19 protein-coding genes are annotated in these 20,685 nt (G+C 59.6%); 3 read left to right on the top strand and 16 right to left on the bottom strand.

The window, feature by feature from the left end:
* Nucleotides 1-20: 20 nt before the first annotated feature.
* Nucleotides 21-476 carry a DUF721 domain-containing protein gene (locus Q6A51_RS17405; RefSeq protein ID WP_201005683.1) on the top strand — a complete coding sequence of 152 codons (456 nt, stop codon included), beginning with the start codon at nt 21-23 and terminating at the stop codon, nt 474-476.
* A 3-nt stretch (nt 477-479) separates the two neighbouring features.
* Here Q6A51_RS17405 and gspN read toward each other — a convergent pair whose 3' ends face one another.
* The 12 genes from gspN to Q6A51_RS17345 are packed head-to-tail and all read right to left on the bottom strand — an operon-like array spanning nt 480 to nt 11,226.
* The gene (gspN, locus tag Q6A51_RS17400; RefSeq protein ID WP_304575349.1) at nt 480-1,154 is read right to left on the bottom strand and encodes a type II secretion system protein N; all 675 of its coding nucleotides are present in this window, start codon (nt 1,152-1,154) and stop codon (nt 480-482) included.
* Nucleotides 1,151-1,588 carry a type II secretion system protein GspM gene (gene gspM, locus Q6A51_RS17395; protein WP_304575348.1) on the bottom strand — a complete coding sequence of 146 codons (438 nt, stop codon included), beginning with the start codon at nt 1,586-1,588 and terminating at the stop codon, nt 1,151-1,153. The genes gspN and gspM overlap by 4 nt, the downstream gene beginning before the upstream one ends.
* Complete coding sequence (locus Q6A51_RS17390; protein WP_304575347.1) at nt 1,585-2,700, bottom strand: type II secretion system protein GspL; 1,116 nt, start codon at nt 2,698-2,700, stop codon at nt 1,585-1,587. The genes gspM and Q6A51_RS17390 overlap by 4 nt, the downstream gene beginning before the upstream one ends.
* Complete coding sequence (locus Q6A51_RS17385; protein ID WP_201020573.1) at nt 2,697-3,287, bottom strand: PulJ/GspJ family protein; 591 nt, start codon at nt 3,285-3,287, stop codon at nt 2,697-2,699. The genes Q6A51_RS17390 and Q6A51_RS17385 overlap by 4 nt, the downstream gene beginning before the upstream one ends.
* Nucleotides 3,284-3,649, bottom strand: a complete 366-nt coding sequence (locus tag Q6A51_RS17380; protein WP_304575346.1) for a type II secretion system protein — start codon at nt 3,647-3,649, stop codon at nt 3,284-3,286. The genes Q6A51_RS17385 and Q6A51_RS17380 overlap by 4 nt, the downstream gene beginning before the upstream one ends.
* Nucleotides 3,646-4,083, bottom strand: a complete 438-nt coding sequence (locus Q6A51_RS17375; protein WP_304575345.1) for a prepilin-type N-terminal cleavage/methylation domain-containing protein — start codon at nt 4,081-4,083, stop codon at nt 3,646-3,648. The genes Q6A51_RS17380 and Q6A51_RS17375 overlap by 4 nt, the downstream gene beginning before the upstream one ends.
* A gap of 2 nt (nt 4,084-4,085) precedes the next feature.
* A complete protein-coding gene (gene gspG / locus Q6A51_RS17370) occupies nt 4,086-4,523 on the bottom strand; it encodes a type II secretion system major pseudopilin GspG (RefSeq protein ID WP_304575344.1) in 438 nt (145 codons plus the stop codon).
* Nucleotides 4,524-4,541: 18 nt separating this feature from the next.
* Nucleotides 4,542-5,744, bottom strand: a complete 1,203-nt coding sequence (gene gspF / locus Q6A51_RS17365; RefSeq protein WP_304575343.1) for a type II secretion system inner membrane protein GspF — start codon at nt 5,742-5,744, stop codon at nt 4,542-4,544.
* 3 nt (nt 5,745-5,747) lie between these two features.
* Nucleotides 5,748-7,196 (bottom strand): GspE/PulE family protein, encoded by a 1,449-nt coding sequence (locus tag Q6A51_RS17360; protein WP_304575378.1) that lies wholly within the window; start codon nt 7,194-7,196, stop codon nt 5,748-5,750.
* Nucleotides 7,197-7,201: 5 nt separating this feature from the next.
* Nucleotides 7,202-9,145, bottom strand: a complete 1,944-nt coding sequence (gene gspD, locus Q6A51_RS17355) for a type II secretion system secretin GspD (protein WP_304575342.1) — start codon at nt 9,143-9,145, stop codon at nt 7,202-7,204.
* Between the two features lie 3 nt (nt 9,146-9,148).
* Nucleotides 9,149-9,577, bottom strand: coding sequence for a pilus assembly protein PilZ (locus Q6A51_RS17350; RefSeq protein WP_304575341.1), 429 nt, complete (start codon nt 9,575-9,577; stop codon nt 9,149-9,151).
* Nucleotides 9,574-11,226: a bifunctional UDP-sugar hydrolase/5'-nucleotidase gene (locus tag Q6A51_RS17345; protein ID WP_304575340.1), complete on the bottom strand. Its 1,653-nt coding sequence runs from the start codon at nt 11,224-11,226 to the stop codon at nt 9,574-9,576. The genes Q6A51_RS17350 and Q6A51_RS17345 overlap by 4 nt, the downstream gene beginning before the upstream one ends.
* 231 nt (nt 11,227-11,457) lie before the next feature.
* On the opposite strand from Q6A51_RS17345, the gene Q6A51_RS17340 reads away from it, so the two are divergent.
* On the top strand, nt 11,458-13,488 hold the full coding sequence (locus tag Q6A51_RS17340; protein ID WP_201005699.1) for a PhoX family protein: 2,031 nt from the start codon (nt 11,458-11,460) through the stop codon (nt 13,486-13,488).
* Nucleotides 13,489-13,565: 77 nt separating this feature from the next.
* Here the strand turns inward: Q6A51_RS17340 and gspK are convergent, their stop codons facing one another.
* Nucleotides 13,566-14,531: a type II secretion system minor pseudopilin GspK gene (gspK, locus tag Q6A51_RS17335; protein WP_201020580.1), complete on the bottom strand. Its 966-nt coding sequence runs from the start codon at nt 14,529-14,531 to the stop codon at nt 13,566-13,568.
* A gap of 536 nt (nt 14,532-15,067) precedes the next feature.
* Between gspK and Q6A51_RS17330 the strand changes: the two genes are divergently transcribed.
* Nucleotides 15,068-15,613, top strand: coding sequence for a BRO-N domain-containing protein (locus Q6A51_RS17330; RefSeq protein ID WP_304575339.1), 546 nt, complete (start codon nt 15,068-15,070; stop codon nt 15,611-15,613).
* A gap of 74 nt (nt 15,614-15,687) precedes the next feature.
* On the opposite strand, the gene Q6A51_RS17325 is transcribed toward Q6A51_RS17330, so the two are convergent.
* The 3 genes from Q6A51_RS17325 to tssI are packed head-to-tail and all read right to left on the bottom strand — an operon-like array spanning nt 15,688 to nt 20,488.
* A complete protein-coding gene (locus tag Q6A51_RS17325; protein WP_304575338.1) occupies nt 15,688-16,629 on the bottom strand; it encodes a PoNe immunity protein domain-containing protein in 942 nt (313 codons plus the stop codon).
* Nucleotides 16,630-16,637: 8 nt separating this feature from the next.
* Nucleotides 16,638-18,200 carry a hypothetical protein gene (locus Q6A51_RS17320; RefSeq protein ID WP_304575337.1) on the bottom strand — a complete coding sequence of 521 codons (1,563 nt, stop codon included), beginning with the start codon at nt 18,198-18,200 and terminating at the stop codon, nt 16,638-16,640.
* A complete protein-coding gene (gene tssI, locus Q6A51_RS17315; RefSeq protein WP_304575336.1) occupies nt 18,197-20,488 on the bottom strand; it encodes a type VI secretion system Vgr family protein in 2,292 nt (763 codons plus the stop codon). The genes Q6A51_RS17320 and tssI overlap by 4 nt, the downstream gene beginning before the upstream one ends.
* Between the last annotated feature and the right edge of the window lie 197 nt (nt 20,489-20,685).

Below are 20,685 nucleotides of genomic sequence, written 5' to 3'. Positions count from 1 at the left end.
TCACCCCCGGCATCACATTCATGGCCTTTCGTCCTCTCAATGCTCGAGCACCCGCAGTTCTGCTGCGCGACGCCAAGCCGCTCAAGGCCATTTTTCGCCATGCAGAGCGCCTGAGCCACCTTCAGCGCCTGCTTGAAAGCCAGTTGCAACCGGCAGCCCGCGAGCATTGTCATGTTGCCTCATGGCGCGAGGGCAGCCTGCTGTTGATCGTGACCGACGGTCACTGGGCCACGCGCCTGCGCTACCAACAAAAGCGCTTGCAGCGGCAATTGGTCGCTTTCGACGAATTCGCCAACCTGACACGCATTGTTTTCAAGGTACAGCCTCCCACTGTAGCCAGGGGAGCCGTCGGTCACACCATCGACCTGTCGCCCGCGGCAGCAGAAAGTATCCAGGCCACCGCAGACGGTATCAGCGATCCGAAACTGCGCGCCGCGCTGGAGCGTCTGGCCAGCCATGCCAAGGACAAGAAGTAAGCGTCAGCGTCGGCCAAGCACCGTTTTGAACTGCGATGCGCCCGCCTTCATCACACCGGCCTGAACCAGCAGCGGCGTCACCAGAGCAGCCGGCTCGACCCGACCGCTTATCTTCATCCGACCGGCGGCAGGTTCCAGCAATATCTCGAAACGGTGTTCCCCCTCGCGCTGCACATCGGCCAACAGCTTCATTGCGTCTCGACACTCAAGTTTGAGATGAGTATTGCCCAGCACCACCATCCACGGTGACAACAAGGCCAGGTCCTGGCCCTGAAGGCTTCCTTCGCTGGACGTGCATTTCGCGCCTCGCCCCTGCATCAGCAAACGCCCCTGCCAGCGACCATCCACTGCATAGGCCGCAGCAGGAGTGATGAGGCTGGCGGCGGGCGCAAGTTCTGCGCTCCATGCCCAGGGCCATCCCTGCATCTTGAGTTCCCAGGCCCGCTGTTGAAAGCCAGCGCTTACAAAGCCTTGGCCGATCCAGGGCTGAAGACGCCAACTCAAAGGCCCGACGCTCCCCAGCCGTTCGGCTCGCCCGCTCCACAGGGTTCCAGCGACGCCCTGAGGCTGCCAGCCGGGTGCCCACACAATAAAGCGAGCCATGAACGCGGCGGGCATGTTGAGCAAAAGCGTCAGGGCAAATACCAGCGTGCCGAGCATCCATAGCTTGCGGCTCATGGTCGTCTCCCGGCACGTCCCACATCCAGGCTGAACACCAGACCCTGATGACCTTGTTCGAGACTCCAGCGCAGCGGTCGCCCGCCCTGCTCCTGAATGCTGCGCATCAGTTGCGTCAGGGGTTCGGCCCGAGTCAGTTCGCCTTGCAGTTGCCAGATGTCACCGCGCTGTTCGACCCGCGTCAGCACCAGCCCTCGCGCACCGGCAAGCGCTTGCCAGTATTCGCTGGAAAAGGCTGGACCGGGGCTCAGTGCCTGGGCCTGCTGCGCCAGAGCCGGCCACTGGCGCAGGTCCTTGCCCCAGGCCAGCAAAGGACGTCCGATCAGCACCAGCAATAACGTCAGGACCACAACCCAACCCGCCAGCAACATGTAACGCCGGGCAGGCGGCAGTGCGACGAAAGCGTTTGAAGCCCGCTGAATCAATGCATTCATGGCTGCCCATCCAGATTGAAATTGAGCGTCAGCAGGGACGTCTTTTCGTTCGCTTCGATGCTGACCTTCGCGCCCACGGCCCTGGCCATGGCCTGCCAGTGAGTCGGGGACGGAGGTGGAGCATCGCCGCTCAGGACCAGCCGCAGGGTTCGCCCGTCGAAATAGGTCCCGGACACGCCCCAGTCCTTTTGGCTGTCGAGCCACAGCGTCATGGCCTGTTCCAGCTCGACGATCTGCTGCTGACGGCTTCGCCAGTCGGTCTGTTCAGCCTGAAGACGGGACAACACTCGCGCTGCCTGTTGAGCGCTGCCGACTGGTCCGGTCAAGGCTTCGACCTGAGCTTTCCAGGCCGGCACCTGCTGCCAGAATTGCCCCAACGCCAGCACGCCCCAACAGAAAGCCAGCGCTGCACAAACACCTGCCAGACGAAGCTGGGTTCTGCCAAATGGCAACGCCCGTCGCGGAGCCTTTGAACGACGATTGCCAGAACGCACCAACAAATTGGGCAGACGGCTCAACGAAGCCCATCGGGAGGGCCATGGCCCGACGACGTCCTCGTTCGGCTGTCGCCAGTCCTCGGGCAATTCTCCTAGAACATCCGGCCATACCAGCCAGTGCTGCACGCCATGCTCAGCGCCACGTATCAGACAACTGCCTCCAGGATGCGACCAGCGCAGCATCTCACCCGCCGCCTGCTGAGGCAGCAACTGCATCTCGGCCCACAGGTAATCCGGCGATACGCCCAGTGCTTCGCACTCGCTCAACCAACGCAGAACCTGTGCGCGCTCCACAACCAGCAACTCCAGATGCCCGGCTACCCGCGACAGGCAACTGACCTGCACCGCTTCGGCAGGCTGTTGCAGCAGGTCCTCCAGCAGCATCGGCCACTCATGAGGTTTGAGACCCGGTGGTGCAGGCACCTGAAAATGGCTGCACTGCGCGGCGGGCATGATCAATGCGAGGGTGTCCTGCAGAAAGTGCGCAGGCGGCGGCCAGTCGCCGTGCTCGGTTCCCGGCAGGCGTTGCCATTGCCAAGTGCCCGTGACGGCAGGACGCAGCAACAACCAATGACGCTCCGTCCGGCGTCTGGCACTCCAGCGCTCAAATATCATGGGCGGCTATCGGGCAAGCTGAAGGTGCAGACATAAGGCGCTCCATGACGCTCGAACTCAAGTCGCACGCCCCGGTCGGGCTGAAGTGCGACGGTGGAAGGAAACGCCAGCCAGCGGGTTCCCTGATAAAAACTGAAACTGACTTTGTCGACGTCATCCAGACGCTCGCGACTCTCCCAGCGTGGAGCGCCGACGGCATACAGATCCGCCGAGGTCCACAGGCTCAAACGCCGCTCTCGCGAGTTGAACGCCAAACGCTGACGCTGCAATCTCGACTGGCCTTCCACTTCGGGCCAGGCCGTCAAGGCGACCCAGCCCAGTTGATTGGCTGCCGGGTCCCAGTCGAGCCAGCTCACCGGCAACGGCAAACGCTTTTCATACAAACGACGCAACACCAGCCCATCAAAACGCCGCTCCAGAGCCAGACAAAACTCCAGCACCACCGGCTCATTGCCCGGCTCGGCCAGACGCTCGCGAACCTTGATCCAACCGTTCACCAGAGCAGCCAGCACCACACCGATCACGGCCGTAAGCGCCATCGCCACCAACAACTCGATCAAGGTCAAACCGCGTTGCCCATGGCTCACGGCCGCACCAGAAAAACGGTGTAACTCCCCAACGGCTCGCGCTCGTCACGGGCAGCGAACAGCGCCAGCTCACCTCGACGCAAGTGCTGGACACCGGTCATGCCCAGGTCCATGCGCCAGTAACAAGTGCTTGCGCCTTGCTGCAATTCACCGCTGACCTTGTTGATCTGCGGCCAGTAGCGCTCGACACCGAATCGCGCCTCCAGCTCACGGGCACACAAGGCACCGAGTCGATGCTGCTGAACGGCCTGATGCACGGTGATGCGCTGACGCAACATCTGGCTGACCATCATGGTCATGACCGCCGCGATGCCCAGCGCCACCATCACTTCCAGCAGGGTGAAACCGCGCTGACGCTTCATGGCAGCTTTACCTGAGTCAGGCTGTTATCGGTGCGCCACTCCCAGCGTTGCTGCCCTTCGGGCCATCGCCAGTTCAGGTTTACCGCCGTACTTACACCCGATGGCGTGAATATCACGCGGGGTTCGTCAGACACTGGCCAGTCCGCCTGCAACCCTTCGGGCCAGGACTTCATGGGCGGTGCATCCGCGACCCAGCGGGCTTGATCCTTGCGGACAAACTCCGGCTGACGACCATTCCAGCGCATCCCAATTACCTGGCCGCTGTGCCGGGCTTGTGCCGCCTGAGTCCGGGCCTCGGCAGCCAGTTTTTCCAGGACCTGCTGCATCGGTGCATGGCCCGAATCCAGCCAGGCCACGCTCAGGGCACTGAACAGCCCGATGATCAGCAAGACCACCAGAATTTCCAGCAGCGAAAAGCCCCGCGAAACCTTCACGCCTAGAGGTTCCAGTTACCAATATCGCCATCGGTACCTTCACCGCCCTGCGCTCCGTCGGCACCCAGCGAGTAGATATCGATGCGTCCGCGCTCACCGGGAGCGCGATAGTGATACGGGTTGCCCCACGGGTCCGCTGGCAGGCGACGGATGTAGCCATCGGCTCGCCATGAACGCGCCAGTGGCTCGACCGTTGGCGCACTGGTCAGCGCGGCAAGGCCTTGTTCGGTGCTGGGGTAACGCAGGTTATCGAGGCGATACATGTCCAGCGCCTGCTCAAGAGTGGACAGGTCGGCCAGGACTTTCTGACGCATGGCCTTGTCCTGATTGCCCAGGACACTGGGCGCAACCACGGCAATCAACAGACCGATGATGAAAATCACCACCATGATTTCCATCAGCGTGAAGCCGCGCTGGCGGCGTGAAGCAGACGTGGACATAAGACGGTTCTCCATGAGTCAGAAAGTAAGCCCCTGGTTGAGCTGCATGATCGGCAACAGCACAGCCAGGACGATGAACAGCACGACGCCGCCCATCACCAGAATCATCAAGGGCTCGAACAAGGCCATGAGCATGTCCACATGGCGGGTGAAGCCGCGCTCCTGGTTGTCCGCAACCCGTTCGAGCATGTCCGGCAAGGTTCCACTCGCCTCGCCACTGGCGACCATGTTGAGCAGCAGCGGCGGAAAGTGGCCGGCAGCGTTCAAGGCGCGGTGCAGGCTGACGCCGCCTTCCACTTGCTCACGAACGGTTTCCAGTGCCCGATGCACTTCACGGTTGCCCACTGTTGCAGTCGCCACTTGCAAGGCTTCGAGCAACGGCACACCACTGCCCACCAGAATCGCCAGGCTGCGGGCCAGTCGTGCGCTTTCCAGCACCGTCAGCAACGGGCCAACCTTGGGCAAACGCAGCAGGCTGCGGTCCAGGCGCAATCGCCAATGCGCCTTGCGCAGCAGAACCCCCGCGCCCACGGCGGCAAGCAGCGTCAGCACCAACAGCCAAGGACCGATATGCACCAGCCCTTCGCTGATGCCGATCAGCAGTTGGGTAATCAGCGGCAGGCTCTGCCCGGTGTGGCTGAATTGCTCGGTGAGCTTGGGCACCACGAAAGTCATCAGGCCAATGACCACGGCCAGAGAAACCAGCATCAGCACTGCCGGATAGATCATGGCGGTACGGGCCTTGTGGTGCTGACGCTGGACTTGCTCAAGGTGCTCGGCAAGACGCTCCAGCACCGGCGCCAGCTTGCCGGAACGCTCGCCCGCCTCCACCAGCGCGCAATACAGCCCCGTGAACAGGCCACCTTGCCGACGCAGGCTCTGAGCCAGACTATGCCCTTCCCCCAGCGCACCGCGCACGGCCACCAACAGGTTGCGAATCGCAGGTTCAGCCAGTTGCCGTTCAAGTGTCCCCAAGGCATCCACCAGCGGAATACCGGCGCTCAACAGCGTCGCCAGCTGGCGTGTCAGTTCACATAGCTGGGTGTGATTGAGGCGCTGGCCGCGAGGGCTGCGTGAAGCCGAATCCTGAATCTGCAAGTCGCGGGCGAACAGACCTTGCTCGCGCAAGAGCTGTCGGGCATGACGCTCGCTTTCCGCTTGAAGGCTGGCCTTGCGCGTGCGTCCTGCCGGGTCGAGGGCCTGATAGCGATAAGTCGGCATCGGTCAGCCCCGCACGGCGCGCAAGACCTGCGCCAGGCTGGTTTCGCCTCGACGCAGGCATTCGGTGGCCATGGCGACAAGGCTCTGTCGCTTGTCGGCCAGATATTCATGCATCGCGACTTCGCTGGCCCCGTCGTACAGCAAGGCAATCAGGCCGGCGTCCAGCTCGATGAATTCGTATAACCCCATGCGACCGTCATAGCCACTGCCCTGACAGGTGTCGCAACCCTGAGGATGAAAGCTTTCGGTGAGCCCGGCCAGCTCGGGCCATAACATCCGTTCGGCGTCCTGCAACGGTTGCGGGACCGCGCAATGGCACAAGCGGCGCACCAGTCGCTGGGCCAGCACGCCCTTGAGGGTCGAGGCGATGAGGAAGGGTTCGATGCCCATGTCCCGCAGGCGGGTCACCGCGCCCACCGCGCTGTTGGTGTGCAGGGTGGAAAGCACCAGATGCCCGGTCAGACTGGCCTGCACAGCGATCTGCGCCGTTTCCCGGTCGCGAATTTCGCCGAGCATGATGACGTCCGGGTCCTGACGCAGAATGGCCCGCAAGCCATTGGCAAAGGTCATTCCGGCCTTGGGATTGATCGCGGTCTGGCCGATGCCGGTAATGGCGTATTCAACCGGATCTTCCACGGTCAGAATGTTGCAGGAACCATCGTTGAGGCTGTTCAGGCTGGCGTAGAGCGTGGTGGTCTTGCCCGAGCCGGTCGGGCCGGTGCTGAGCACGATTCCATTGGGGCGTTGCAGACAGGCTCGCAGCCCTTGCTCCACTTCAAACGGCATACCGAGGTTACCCAGGTCCAACAGGCTCGCCTGCTTGTCCAGCACCCGCATCACCACGCGCTCGCCGTGAATGCCCGGCAAGGTCGAGACACGAATGTCCACTTCACGCCCGGCAGAACGCAGGGTAATCCGGCCATCCTGAGGCTGGCGTTTTTCGGCGATATCCAGCCGGGCCATGACCTTGATCCGCGACACCAGCATCGTCGACAACGCACGCGGCGGACGCAGCACTTCACGCATGTGGCCATCGATGCGCAGACGAATCACCAGGCTGGCCTCGAAGGTTTCCACATGAATATCCGAGGCGCGCAAGCGCAAGGCTTCGCCGAACAGGCCGTTGATCAAGCGAATGACCGGCGCGTCGTTATCGTTCTCCAACAGGTCTTCGATCTTCGGCAGTTCGCTCATCAGGCTGTCGAGGTCAACCTGCTCGCCAATGCCATCGATCAACGCAGCGGTCGCCGACTCGCCGGCCTGATAAAGCGCCCCAAGCCGGGTTTCATAATCCTGGGTCGAAAGGTGCTCCACCGCACTTGGCAAACCATGCACGCGCATCACTTCCTGCAAAGTGTCGGTGTCGCTCCCGGCGCGCAGCCACAGTTGCCAGCCCGTATCGGTCGGCACTCTGGCGACGCCGGTCTGGCGTGCGATGCGATACGGCAGCAGCGCGTTCACCATGCGCCCTGGTCCAGACGTTCGCGACTGGCCGGAAACAATTGCAGCAACGGATCACCATCGCTCGCACCGGGAAGCGCCAGCGACGTGTTGGCCTTGAGATTTCGGTATTTCTCGCTGCTGAGCTGAGCCAGCGTCTCGCCGTCGCGCACGATGCGCGGGCGGATGAATACCATCAGGTTCTGTTTGACCCGCTGAGTCGCATCGGAACGAAACAGTCGGCCCAGCACCGGAATGTCACCCAGCAACGGCACCCGTTGATCGCTGGTGGTGGACTCGTCACCAATCAGGCCGCCCAGCACCACAAGGCCGTTGTCCTCGACCATGACCTTGGTCTTGATCTCGCGCTTGTTGGTGATGACATCGCTGGCGCTGGTGCTGTCGGCAATCGACGAGACTTCTTGCACGATATCCAGGCGCACGGTGTTGTCGATGTTGATCTGCGGCTTGATGCGCAGCTTCACACCCACTTCCTTGCGCTCGATGGTCTGGTAGGGGTTGGTATTGTCCTGCGTCACCGAGCCGGTCACGAACGGCACTTCCTGCCCCACCAGAATCGACGCCTCGGCGTTATCCAGCGTCAGCAGTGTCGGCGTCGACAGGAGGTTGAAACCGCTCTGGCTTTTCAGGGCATTGAGCAAGGCCAGAAAATTCAGCCCGCCACCGCTCAGGTTGCCGACCCCGGCTGTCACGCCCTGAACCCCGGACAACAACTGTCCCAGGCCTGCCGTATCCCCGGACTGCACCAGCGCGCCTACGCTGGTGACGCTCGCGGCATTGCCACTGAAGTTGATCGCGCCGCCACCAAAATTGTCGCCCTGAAACAACCATTGCACGCCCAGTTCCTGAGCGCGGGTGTCCGAGACTTCGGCGATGATGGCCTCGACCACCACCTGGGCACGCCGAATATCCAGTTGCTCGACGATGCTGCGATAGGCCGTCAATTCGCTGTCCGGCCCGACCATCACCACGGCGTTGGTGCCTTCCTCATATTCCATGCGGATGCCCGAAGTACTCACCGGCAGGGACTTCTCGCTCCCTTGGGCTGAAGATGTCGGCGCGGCGGCGTCCTGACTGAGCCCGCGCAGAACCTTGACCACTTCCGCCGCATTGGCATGGCGCAGATAGATCACCACGGTGTTGGCGTTATGCAGCGGGTCGTAGGGTTTATCCAGTTGCTTGAGCAAGGCCCGCACACGTGCGCGGCTGTCGGTGCTGCCGCGTACCAGCAAAGCGTTGCTGCGCGGGTCGGCCACCACTTGCGCACTGTCAGCACCTTGCTCGCGGGCCAGCAGGCGCGTGACCAGTTGCGCGGTGTCATTGGCATTGGCGTTTTTCAGCGGCAGCACTTCCAGAGGTTCCTGGCTGACCTGATCGAGTTGCACCAGAAGGCTGTCGATACGATCCAGGTTGCTGCGCCAGTCGGTAATCACCAACAGGTTGGCCGAAGGGTACGGCGTGATAACCCCCACTCGGGGATCGATCAGCGGCTTGAGGATATTGAGCATCTGTTCGCTGGCGGCATTGCGCACGTTGAAGACGCGGGTCGCCATGCCGTCGTTGGCCTGCGCTGCATTGCGCCCCGACTCCACCGGCACAGGCTCCAGGCGAGCGGCCTGATCCGGGACGATCTTCACGCTGCCGTTCGGCAGGTCCACTGCTGCAAAACCCTGGGCACGCAATTGGGCCAGGAAGATATCGTAGATTTCTTCACTGCCCAGCATCTCGCTGCTGCGCACCGTGACCTTGCCCTTGACCCGTGGATCAATGATGAACGTGGTGTGGGTGATGCGCGAAACGCTGTCGATGAACTCGCTGAGTTCGGTATCGACAAAGTTGACCTCGTACAGCGGCTCCTCTTCTGCGCTGACACCGCTCAGGGTCAAAGCACACAACAGAAGGGCAAGACGCAGTGGCTGCTTGAAACGATTGATGGTCATTGCTTATCCCTGTTGCTTGAAGCCGAAGGACGGCCGTTGCGCAGGCCATGGCAAACGTTCGAGCTTGCCGTTGTTGTCGAACACCATGCCCAGCTCATCGATGTCATGCAGAGAAACGCCGGGGGCCAGTTTCTGGCCGCGGCCCAGGGTGCGCTGGCGTTGCTCGAAACGCAGCACCACCACTGTGGCGCTCAGGGGAATGGCCTTGAGGCTGCCCAGGTATTCGATGCCCAGCGTGGTCAGGGGCAGCTCATTACTGAGGATGGGGCCGGCTCGCCAATGGCTGCTCAACAGACCGGCCACTGGAGCCGTCGGCGCGCTGCCGGTAGCGGGTTGCGCCGAGCCATGCCAGGCCTGCAACACACACTGCGCCGCCAGCCAGCCGATCAGCATCACCAGAAACACATGGCTCGCCCAGACCAGACGAATCATGCAGTCGACTCCCGAGGATGCCAGCCGGGATGACCTTGCACGTAGCGCATCCGGGGCAATTGCAAAGGCGCGATGCGCCAGTCCGCAGGACGCTCGCGAAGCCAGGCTTCAAGGTGCTGCCAGAGCGGCTGGCCAGCCTGGGCATCGAAGCCCAGACCAAACGTCCGGCACTGTCCGGCGAGGTCGCCCACACCACTGACCCGCTTGCCGCCAGCGCTGTAGGTGACCTCCCACGCCTGGCCCATCCAGCGCGGCAGGTCCTGGCTGTTATCCAGCAGCAACATATCGCCAAACATTTGCTCTGCGACGTTTTCCAGCACCTTGGGGATTTGTTTGGCTGGCACATTCACCACCGGAGCCGGGTAGCTGCCGGTCAGGCTGATCAGGTGTTCGCGGGTAATCATCTGCCCTTGCGCCAGCGGGCTGTCGTATCGCAGGCCCGGCAACAACACGGGGCTGTCCGCACGCTCGGCCAATGCCTCATGCAGCAAGCGGTCCCAACTGCCGCCGCGCACATCCCGACGCCAGAGATTTTCCGGCGCACGGGCCAGTGGCTCGTCGAGCCAACCGGCATGGGCGGCGCGTTGTTGTTGAGCAAGTTGCCGAATACGCTGGACCTGAACCTGATCAGCCGCAGTCAACGTGCTTTCCAGGGCAGGATGAAAACGCGCCGTGAATTGCCATTGCCCAGCGACCTGCTGGCAACGAATGCGAAAGGCTCCGCTGGCACGGGTTCCACCCAATACCACGGGCACCCGCTTGCCGGAGGCTTGCATGACTTCCACCGGTTGCGGCCAGAGATCCTGACCCCGCGCGCACAACACCAGATCAATCTGCGACAGGCGCTCTGCCAGCCAGATCCCCGGCCCGGTACCGACATCCGCCAGCGCGATCACCAGATCGGCATCGGCACGGGCGCGCTCAAGTGCCGGTTGCAGGCTGTCGTGCCATTGTTTGAGAGACAGTTTCTGATCGCGAGCGTAAGGGTCGGTAATGCCCACCACCGCGATCCGGATTCCACCGCGACGAAAGAAGGCCACGGCTTCGGTCCCCAGCCGCTGGCTGACGTCGGCAGCCAGGTCTGCGCCAAGCACCGGATGGCCGAACTGGCGATACAGACCGGTGCATTGTTGTGGCCAGAGCAGACGTTCATCACTGCTGACCCGCACTTCACTGCCCAGCAATGCGCTGCCTTGAACGCCGGACTTCCCCTGAGTCAGATAAGCCAGGCCGCTGCCATTCCAGCACTGGCCGTTTTCCAGTGTGAGGCTGTTGCCCTCGCCCGCTTCGCTGCGAAAACGCTGCAACAATGCGCCCAGCACAGGATAGCCACCGGTTTCGATGTGCTGGCTCAGGCTGGCGTCGAGCAGGCTGTTGAGTGAGCTTTGATCGGGAGAGTGAACGCGGGCATTGGCACCCGTAATCCAGGGTGCCTGCCCGATACGTGTCGCAGGCCCCAGGCGCGTGGCGGGAACCACGGGCTTGCCCGGCTGACGTGCATCGAGAGTGTCGGCCACATACAGCAGATCGACGTAGCTGCCGCTGGCAACAGAGCCTGTGTACTGAAGGCTTGAGCAGGCCGACAGCAACGGCGCCATGGCACCAGCCGTCATCCATCCCAACACATCGCGCCGCGCCATTGAAGCCATCGTTCTTGTGTCCTGAGGCGAATCCTTCACAGGGGCGGCATATTGGCGATGGAAAATGACAGTTTGATGGCAGATTTTTAACCTGGGCCCTTATTGCCCCTCTGTAACAAAATGAAATAACTACGACGACTTTTAGAGATTTTCTTAATAAAACTGCCAATGAATCATCACACTCGACTTCTACAGTCCCGGTTCCTTTTCCAAACCTATTTCATAAAAAGGACCTGATGAATGAGTCGTAATACCGGCGATAACCTGAACCGCAACCTGAGTACCAACGAACCGCTGTCATCCGTGCTGGACACCTATCTGAGCCGTCGCAGTGTGGTACGTGGCGGACTGGGTGCAGCCATTGCCATGATTGCGGGTGCCGGGCTGACCGGTTGCTTTGACAGCGGCGGCGACTCAAATGACGATCCGGCACCGACGCCAGCACCGGAAGCCGGTCTGAAACTGGGGTTCACCTCGATCCCCGGCTCCCTCACCGACGCCGTGACCATTGCCGCCGGTTATACCGCTTACGTACTCGCGCCGTGGGGCACACCGCTGAGCAACCTCGCCAACCCGTGGAAAAGTGACGGCAGTAACACGTCCACCGACCAGGCCAACTCGATGGGCATGCACCACGACGGCATGCATTACTTCCCCATCAACGGCAGTTCCACCGACGGCCTGCTGGCGATCAACTTCGAATACATCGATCAGGACGCCTTGCACCCGTCTGGCGCGACCCTGGTGGGTGGCGTCCGGCCTGTCGAAGAAGTACGCAAGGAAATCAACGCCCATGGCGCTGGCGTAGTGCGTATCAGCAAAGTCGGCAACCGCTGGCAAGTGGTGGAAAACGACCCGCTGAACCGCCGCTTCACCACGGCCTCGGTGATGAACCTGTCCGGCCCGCTGAAAGGCACCGATCACGTCAAGACCGTGTTCTCCACCGACGGCAGCCAGACTCGTGGCACCAACAACAACTGCGGTAACGGCTACACGCCATGGGGCACTTACCTGACCTGTGAAGAAAACTGGCCAGGGATTTTCGTCAACAGAGGTACCCGCCCGGCAGATCAGGTGCGTATCGGCATCGCCACCTCAAACGGCAACTATCGTTGGGAAACCGCAGCAGGCGATGCTTCCGAGGTCAACGGCGAGTTCACCCGTTTCAACATCACCCCGTCCGGTGCCACCGCCACGGACGATTACCGCAACGAAGCCAGCACCTATGGCTATATCGTTGAAATCGATCCTTACAGCGCAAGCACCCTGCCAGTGAAACGCACCGCACTTGGTCGCTTCCGTCACGAAGGCTGCTGGCCGGGCCTGACCACTCCCGGCAAGCCGGTGGTGTTCTACATGGGCGACGACTCGCAGAATGAATACCTCTACAAGTTCGTGTCCACCGCCCTGTGGGACGCAGCCGATGCCAACCCGAGCGATCGCCTGGCAACTGGTGCCAAGTACATGGACAGCGGCAAACTGTATGTCGCCCGCTTCAACGCTGACGGCAGTGGCAACTGGCTGTTGCTCGACGTAGCCACCGCAACGACCGACAGCAGCACCCTGGGTGCCAAGTTCACCGACCTGCCAGGCATCATCCTCAACACCCGTGGTGCTGCGGATGCCGTGGGCGCAACCCCGATGGACCGCCCGGAATGGACTGCCGTCAACCCGCTCAATGGCGACGTCTATCTGACCCTGACCAACAACACCAGCCGCACGACGGCGAACGCTGCCAACCCACGGGTCAACAACAGGCACGGGCATATCATTCGCTGGCATGACGCCGACGATCTGGTGTCGTTCACCTGGGACATCTTCGTTTTCGGCGCCAATGCTTCCGGCACGGCGGATATCAACCGCTCAGGCCTGACCGAACTGAACCAGTTCGCCAGCCCGGACGGCATGAGCTTCGATAGCCGTGGCGTGTTGTGGGTCCAGACCGACAACGGCGAATCCACCATTACCAGCTACACCAACGACCAGATGCTGGCGGTGATCCCGACCAATATGCTCGATGCACAAGGCAAGCAGATTCCGGTCAATGCCCAGAACCAGGGCGACCTGCGTCGTTTCTTCGTTGGCCCCAACGGCAGCGAAGTCACCGGCCTGGCCTTTACGCCGGACAACAAGACCATGTTCCTCAATATCCAGCACCCCGAGAACTGGCCATCCACCGATGTCGCCACCGACGTCACCGTTGGCACGGTTCGGCCACGCGCTTCAACCGTGGTAATCCAGCGGGCTGATGGCGGGGATCTGGCGGTGTAGTTGAGGGGCGAGCTGCAAGCGGCAAGTTGGAAGCTGCAAGTGCTTGTAGCTTGTAGCTTGCGGCTTGTAGCTTACGACTACCGCCGTCCCACTTCCCGCTCCCGCACCACCATCTCCTGTGCCGGCACTCGGCTGTGCCATTTCACGATGCCCAGGGCTTCGGTGCGGTATTGGCTGTGAAATGTCTGGCCATCCAGTTCCACTTCAATCTGCACCAGGAAATGATCGCCATTGAGCTGCAAGCCTTCGCTCAGTTGGGCGAAGGCTTCATCGTCCATGGCACCCATGGCCTGGCGCAAAGCGCTGGCATCGAGATAACCACCGGCCGGTCTGCCGCTGATCAGGCGAGTCAATTGCGAGCGCTCGACTTTCCCCTCGAACAAGGCCTCCAGCAGTGGCAACTCACTGAGGTTCAAGGCATTGGCATTCAGTCGCCAGCCCGTGGTTTCCGGTAATGCGCACAACTGTGGATAACGTTGTTCGCGCTGGCTGTCGGCGGGTAACAGCAGGTTCAGCTCGCTGATGTCGACCATCAACTGATTGGCAGCCAGACGCGGGGGCGACGAGCGCAGGTATTCGTTGTTTTCGGCACCGTGCAGGCTGCTCTGATGATCGGCGTCTATCCAGTCGGTCAGGCTTTGGGTCAGACGCTCAGCCGCCATATCCGCTCCCAGCAGATAAACCAGCTGCTTTTGCGCACGCTCGGCTTCAGGACCTATCAGGCTGTTGACGTTGAAACAGCGGTGCAAATCGACAATACGGATACTCGCCTTGCCACCCTTGAAGTCGTAGCTCAAAGGCTGCCCGCGTAAGGCCTGCCAGAACAAAGGGCTGGCGCGCCACACCGGGTCCTTGAGCGCCTGCTCGGCAAACGCCAGAGCCGCCTTTTCAATCGACCGCGCCTGAACCCGCTGCTGAAGCAAGCGGACGCTGTCCACCTCCTGCCTTCCCTGCTCGACCATCCAGGCCAGCCCGGCAGCCAGCATGGCGAGGGCAACCAGCACCATCAGCAGTGCCGCACCTTGTTGTCGGTTTTTCGTCATCATCCAGCCTTGAATTTCGGGGGCAGCCCTCTAGTCAACAGCGGAGATGTTTCAGGCTGGTGGCAGATTTATGAAAAGGTCTTATACGCCGATCAGTCAGGGCGTACATATCACTTGTGGGAGGGGCCTTGGCCGCGACGACCTGCTTACAGGCAACACATTTTCAGCGCACCTCATGTGATCCCCGCTCACTGACTCGCCATACACGTGCCAGCGATTGCACCGCCACCTGATAGCGATTTCCTACAACCGCCTGTGAATTCCCCGATTACATACCAGCAGCGCCACGGCTAACCTCCACTCCACTCGCTGCCAAATCAGCGACCGGGTTTGGCGATCCGATCAAGTAAATACTCCCCATCGCGGCGCAGTCGTTTTATTCTGTCGGCCACCGCGTTATGGCGGCTGTGTGCGGGAGACCTTCGGGTCTGCCGGGTTTTCTACTTGCCGGTTCGCCAACCCTCACATAGCTGCCACCCATTGTTTGGCGACAATTCATGGCAGCGTCAATCCGTGATCCAAGTAGAGTGCCACCAATGCGGAATATCGCTCCAACGCCCCCCTGCACAGACCATTTTGAAGCCACCCTTTTCTCCCGCCACCACCGCATGCTGCGCGCCATCTTCAGCGAAGCCCAGGCATGGTTTTGTCTGGCCGACCTTGCCCGCTTGATGGGCCAGACGCTGGGTGAACGCTCAGCACTCAAGCTCGATGGCGATCAGCGGCGGGTTGTCTGGTTACAGGCTAATGGCAAGTGGCAAAAGCAATTGATGGTCAGCGAGTCAGGCGCATTTGCATTGCTGGTTCATCACTACGTCCCTGAAAACCGGGCGCTGCGACAGTGGCTGACCCACGAAGTGCTGACGGTGCTGCACGCGCCGCAAAATGAAACGCTGGATAACCCGAGGCTCTGTCATTTGCAGTGGCCGGGCACCTCATTGAGCGTGATGCAATGGCGTGATGAGTCATGGATCAGGCTGCGGGATATGCCGAACATAGCGCCAGAGATTGCACCGCCACCTGAGCGTGGTTTCTGGCAAAAGATCGGGGCGCGTATCGACGGCTGCAGGCTGGCAGACTGACACACTACCCTGGAATCCAGCCGACGATAGCGAATGGCATTGGTGGTCACCTCTGACAGGCGGCCACCAACGCATTATTCCTCACCCGACCAATACCAGAGCGTATCGCCCCATTTCGAGTCGCTGAAGCTCGGCATTATTTCGCCTTGCTGGAAGTGGCGTCTTGAGTTGGCTTGAGCCGGGGTGAACCAGTAGCCTGTTTTGCTGCAAGGCTGACCGGCATCAATACGAGCAACTTGAGGTCCATTGGCAGGTCGATAGCTTCTTGCGTACTCGACCAAGTCCTTTGGATAGACCATGTGATTTATTTTGCTGTCGTCGATATCATACAAAAAAGCAATGGCTCCGGCCTCGAAAGCCCAATATCCGACGTAACTTCCTTCATCTCCATCCAAATGCGAATCGTGCCAAGGCGCTTGCTTGAATGCGGGATACCACTGCTTGCAATATGTATCAAGCAGTTGTGATGCCTCCTCTTTTTCATCGGCATATATAGCGTGAATCAAAGGAGTATAAACATCATGATACCACTCATCTATATCTTCACGTCCCGGCAAGAGCTTGCGGAGTAAATCTTCATAAAGGGTATCTTCCCCATTGTAGCCTGCATCATCCAATAGTTTGACAAATCTTTTTAGAAGATCCGTCCTATGAAGCAATATGCAGAGACTGAAAACCTGAACACACTCTTCAAATTGATATGGCCAGTCATCAATGGCAAGGGGGGAAATATTTTCAACCCCCTCAAGAATGGCAAGCTTACCCTGCCGTTCTTCGTATTTCGACACGAGATTTTCAAGCAAAGGTATCAGCGCAGAAATCTCCAAACCTGCCGTGTAAGATATAAATATTTTTTTTAGCGCCACTTTTTTAAAGTGACTGGCCCTTAATAATTCTTCTTGTTCAGGAGAGTCAGACTCAAACTTATTATGCGCCCAAAACTCTTCCGTTTCTTCGCTATAGGCTAAGAAATCTTTATACCTGAACTCACTAAGAAATTTTTGTCTCTTATTCATAATCACTATTACTCAATGGCCAGAGACGGTAGCTTTCCGTACTTCTCTGCAAGAGATCTTTTTCGTTTATTCACAAATGCCTTAATCTCGCTCTCGACATAATGAAAAGCAGAATGGCTAGCATGGGCGGCTTCATCGCTATTATTTTTCCGAGCCTCAGCATGCTGTTTGGGACTTTGTTTAGGATGATATAAAGGAGCATAAAATAAATGTCGACTGTAGGAAAGCATAACCTGATCAGCGAATCGCTCCGACACAGCACTATCAATATTTACCTCAATCCACTCCTTGCTCATTTGAACAAGAATTTCCTTTGGCTGTTTTGCAGACTTGTCTTTTTTATCAGCCGTAGCGGGAGAGCTTTTTGAGCGTGAGAGCTTGCTTTTTTTCTTCCCGGCAGGCGCACCTTGGTCAATGTCTAACGGTTCAAGCAACTCGCTTGGATCCGTAAGCCCCGAAACGCCCAGTGTTGACGCGACACTGGGCTTGCGGGTGTTATTGGGTTTTCGCATAAACTTCGGTCCATCTTCATCGCGACTCGCTTTAGCCTCAACAATCGCGAATTTTTTTCCGTTGTTTGTAGCTGGATCGGCGCGCCAAACAGAATCGATACCGGTTCCATTCGCTCCATCTGTCAGCTTATATAGAACATGACGGGACTTAGGGCTACCACCTTTTGAGAGCTTCCCCAACTTACTCGCACTCGGTAAACCCTCCAGCCACTTCCCATCAGCGCCCTTGTCATGCCCGTCCCAATCCTTGCCCCAACCGAACTCTACTGCGCAGATGTAGTCAGCAATATGTTCTCCACTGACTCCCAATCCTTCATTGCTAATGTCATAGAGTGGGCTAACACCTAACGTTGTCTTATCGCCTTTCTGCGACGCGGTGCCGCTTGCGCCGTCTTTGCCTTGAGTGGCCACGGTAGAATCTTTTGCCGCAGGCTTTTTACCACGTGCGGGTTGACTGGTACCTGATGCCATACCAGAACTATTGCGCTGCACCCCCTTCCACTTCACCAGCCGTTTCTCAACAATCCCCACCATCGCTGGCATGTTGTCGCGGAACGCCGCGAGGATGGTCACAACTGCGGCTTTTAGCTTGTTGGGCAGGCTCTGGAATGCCGAGGAGCCTTTTACGCCGGTGATGATGTCGTCGAGTTCGGTGCGCAGTTTTCCGGCATCGAAAACCTGTTTGAGCAGTTCTTCCGGGCTGGTTTTGATGCCGCACTCTTGCAGCACGAAGCGCAGCAGGTCGAACAGCACGGGGGCGTAGCGCTGCGGGTCTTTGTTGACGATTCGCAGGCTCTTCTTCAGGCCATCGCCCGGCCCAGGAATCCAGCCGATGACGGCCATCAACAGATCGAATTGCGCGTCCTCCTTGCCGTCGGTTGTCTCTGCGTTATAGAGGACGATGGAAGATTCGATGGTGTCGTAGGCGTCGATGGCCTGGCCCAGAAACGGTACGGCACCCAGAGCGATACCTTTGGCCAGTTCAACGGCGGCTTCCTGATACGCGGCGCTACGGTCTTCACCACCTTTGTTTGCGCCTGTGGCGACTTTCTGACTCATGCCAACCTCCCTGCGGCTTTTTCCACCAATGCCTGTAAATCAATCTGATCCGGGTCCAGGCCGAGTTTGCGTAAATCCTCGTTCACCTTTTCGTCCGTGCTTTGAACGACCGCGACGCTCTCGCGGCTGAACGGCCTTGGATCTTCGCCGTAATACACCTTGGCCGGGCCTTTGGGGACATCTTCCAGCCGGGCAAATCCGTCGTCGTCCAGTACGCCTTCTCGGGTCGAGCCATCGGCAAATGCAACGCGATAGGAGGCACCGGGGACTGGCTCAAGGTTGTCGTAATGCAGGTTCAGTTCCAGCCAGGTTGGATTGGCCTTGGCGGTCTTCATCAGTTGCCCGGCTCTGTCGGCAGCCGCGAGGCCCGGAATCAGCGGAGCCAGAATCCCGATCCCCGTCCCGGCCCCCGGCGATCCACCGGAATTGGTCTTCACCTGCGCCCCGCTGATGGTCACGCCACCGGCATCGATCTTGATAAAACTCCCGCCGGCCTTGGCCGTGAATTCCATGCCGCCTTCCAGCACCACCTTGTCGCCCGCGTAGTAGTGAATCTCTGTCCCGGCTTCGACAAACTGTGCCGTTCCGACCTTTACATGCTGGGTCGCACCGACGGTCAGGTGGTCGTCGGCACGGGCTTCGGTCTTGCGGTCCAGGTGGGTGATGCGGTGTTCTTCGGCCTTGAACTCGCTGAAGGTGTTGGCTTCGACCGTGTCGTGGCGCTCATTGCCCACGCGGATCTTCTGGTCGTGTTCGGTGTTTTCATCCCAGTCGCGCTGGGCGTGCAGGTAGATCTGCTCTGCACCTTTCTTGTCTTCGATGCGAAACTCGTTATAGCCCTTGCCGCCCGGTGAGCTGAGGGTCTTGAAGGTGCTGCGGGTCTTGTGGGCTGGCAGGTCGTAGGGGACGACGTTGGTTTTGTGGAACAGGCAGCCGGTGATCAGCGGTTGATCGGGGTCGTTTGCAAGGAAGGTGACCAGCACTTCCATGCCGACTCGCGGGATGGCAATGCCGCCATAGGCACTGCCGGCCCAACCGGTGGCGACCCGCAGCCAGCAGGTGGTCTTGTCGTCACCCTGGCCCTCGCGGTCCCAGAAAAATTGCACTTTGACCCGACCGTATTCATCGCAGTGGATCTCTTCACCTTTTGGCCCGGTGACGATGGCGGTCTGGCTGCCGATGGTCATGGGTTTGGGATGAGCCAATGGCGGACGGTAATGGGCGTCCCACGGGCTGGCGAGGAAGCGATTACGGTAGCCCTGGTGGAAGTCGTCCTTGTTGTCGGTGACGTCGCTGGTGATGTTTTCGCCCAGCACTTGCGGCTGTTTGCCTTCGTGGATGACTTCCTGCAGCAGCCAGAGGTCGTTCCACTCGGCTCGCGGATGTTCGCTTAAAGCCAGAAAATGACCCGTGACCAGCGTCGGCTCGTCGCCTTTACCTTCGGCGAGCTGGTAGTCGCTGCGATGGCGTTCCAGGGCGCGGGTCGCCAGTTGCTTGCCCCGTGCGCGGTCGGTGAAGCGACCGGGGTAGTCGTAGTCTTCAAGGTCAGGCGAGAAAGGGCTCTTGGCGGTGCTTTCAGGCAGGAGGCTCGGTTTTTCAAAGTCGTAATCGCGTCGGCTGACGCGGGTGGTGCGGGTTTCCAGGCGCAGGTTGAAGCGTTTGATGACCGGCTTTTCGGCGGCCATGCCGGAGTCTTGCTGGTAACTCACGGGGGCGAGTTTGAGGAATACCGTCTGGTCGTCGCCAAACACCAGTTTGTGGCCGCTGACGGAGTGCTGAAAGTGGAAATGAATACCTTCCTCTTCGCACAGACGCTGGATGAAATGCAGGTCGGATTCGTCGTACTGCACGCTGTAATCACGTTTGGGGTACGTCGCACCGAGTTGAAAGCTGTAGGCGTCGGCCAGAATACCCCGCGCTTCCAGAACCTGAGCGATGATCTCTGGCACCGTCAGTTGCTGGAAGATCTGCTGGTCATGCTTGTGCCGCAGGTAGGCGAGTTGCGGCACCAGCGTGATGCTGTAGCGGGTCAGTTTCTTGCCGGAATCGCCCTGCTCGATGCGGTAGACCAGGCCATGGATGATGCCTTTGCCCGTTGCACCGAAAGTCAGGTAACCGCGCTTGTGCAGCAGCTCTTCGAGTTTCAGGTCAGGACGGGAACTGACCAGTTCGATATCGAAGGAATAAGGCTGGTTAAGCGCTTCGCGACCGATGAAGCTGAGGACTTGCAGATCCGTGGAAACGCCTTCGAGCGTCAGGGAAATATGGGTAGCATTTGCGTCCAGCATGCTGTGCATTCCATCCATAGAAATGATCGAGAGGCGGGATGTTGCTTGAATGAATGCATTATCTCAATGCGGAAATTGCCATCACAAAAATCAAGAATCGTTAGAGCGCTTCCAGGCTCAAAAAATTCCCTTTCAGCTACTCAAATGCCATTAATTGGCTACCATTAGTCCGCCTTCACGGCACACCGACTCTTGTT

It is taken from the genome of Pseudomonas serbiensis (assembly GCF_030580745.1).
GTDB classification, from domain to species: Bacteria; Pseudomonadota; Gammaproteobacteria; order Pseudomonadales; family Pseudomonadaceae; genus Aquipseudomonas; species Aquipseudomonas serbiensis.
This window is presented reverse-complemented; position numbering and strand designations above follow the sequence as displayed.

Bases quoted from the DNA above. Each gene is read 5' to 3' on its own strand.
- Q6A51_RS17405 (WP_201005683.1), top strand. From the start codon at position 21: ATGGCCTTTCGTCCTCTCAATGCTCGAGCACCCGCAGTTCTGCTGCGC.
- gspN (WP_304575349.1), bottom strand. From the start codon at position 1,154: ATGAGCCGCAAGCTATGGATGCTCGGCACGCTGGTATTTGCCCTGACG.
- gspM (WP_304575348.1), bottom strand. From the start codon at position 1,588: ATGAATGCATTGATTCAGCGGGCTTCAAACGCTTTCGTCGCACTGCCG.
- Q6A51_RS17390 (WP_304575347.1), bottom strand. From the start codon at position 2,700: ATGATATTTGAGCGCTGGAGTGCCAGACGCCGGACGGAGCGTCATTGG.
- Q6A51_RS17380 (WP_304575346.1), bottom strand. From the start codon at position 3,649: ATGAAGCGTCAGCGCGGTTTCACCCTGCTGGAAGTGATGGTGGCGCTG.
- gspG (WP_304575344.1), bottom strand. From the start codon at position 4,523: ATGTCCACGTCTGCTTCACGCCGCCAGCGCGGCTTCACGCTGATGGAA.
- gspF (WP_304575343.1), bottom strand. From the start codon at position 5,744: ATGCCGACTTATCGCTATCAGGCCCTCGACCCGGCAGGACGCACGCGC.
- gspD (WP_304575342.1), bottom strand. From the start codon at position 9,145: ATGACCATCAATCGTTTCAAGCAGCCACTGCGTCTTGCCCTTCTGTTG.
- Q6A51_RS17350 (WP_304575341.1), bottom strand. From the start codon at position 9,577: ATGATTCGTCTGGTCTGGGCGAGCCATGTGTTTCTGGTGATGCTGATC.
- Q6A51_RS17345 (WP_304575340.1), bottom strand. From the start codon at position 11,226: ATGGCTTCAATGGCGCGGCGCGATGTGTTGGGATGGATGACGGCTGGT.
- Q6A51_RS17340 (WP_201005699.1), top strand. From the start codon at position 11,458: ATGAGTCGTAATACCGGCGATAACCTGAACCGCAACCTGAGTACCAAC.
- gspK (WP_201020580.1), bottom strand. From the start codon at position 14,531: ATGACGAAAAACCGACAACAAGGTGCGGCACTGCTGATGGTGCTGGTT.
- Q6A51_RS17330 (WP_304575339.1), top strand. From the start codon at position 15,068: ATGCGGAATATCGCTCCAACGCCCCCCTGCACAGACCATTTTGAAGCC.
- Q6A51_RS17325 (WP_304575338.1), bottom strand. From the start codon at position 16,629: ATGAATAAGAGACAAAAATTTCTTAGTGAGTTCAGGTATAAAGATTTC.
- Q6A51_RS17320 (WP_304575337.1), bottom strand. From the start codon at position 18,200: ATGAGTCAGAAAGTCGCCACAGGCGCAAACAAAGGTGGTGAAGACCGT.
- tssI (WP_304575336.1), bottom strand. From the start codon at position 20,488: ATGCTGGACGCAAATGCTACCCATATTTCCCTGACGCTCGAAGGCGTT.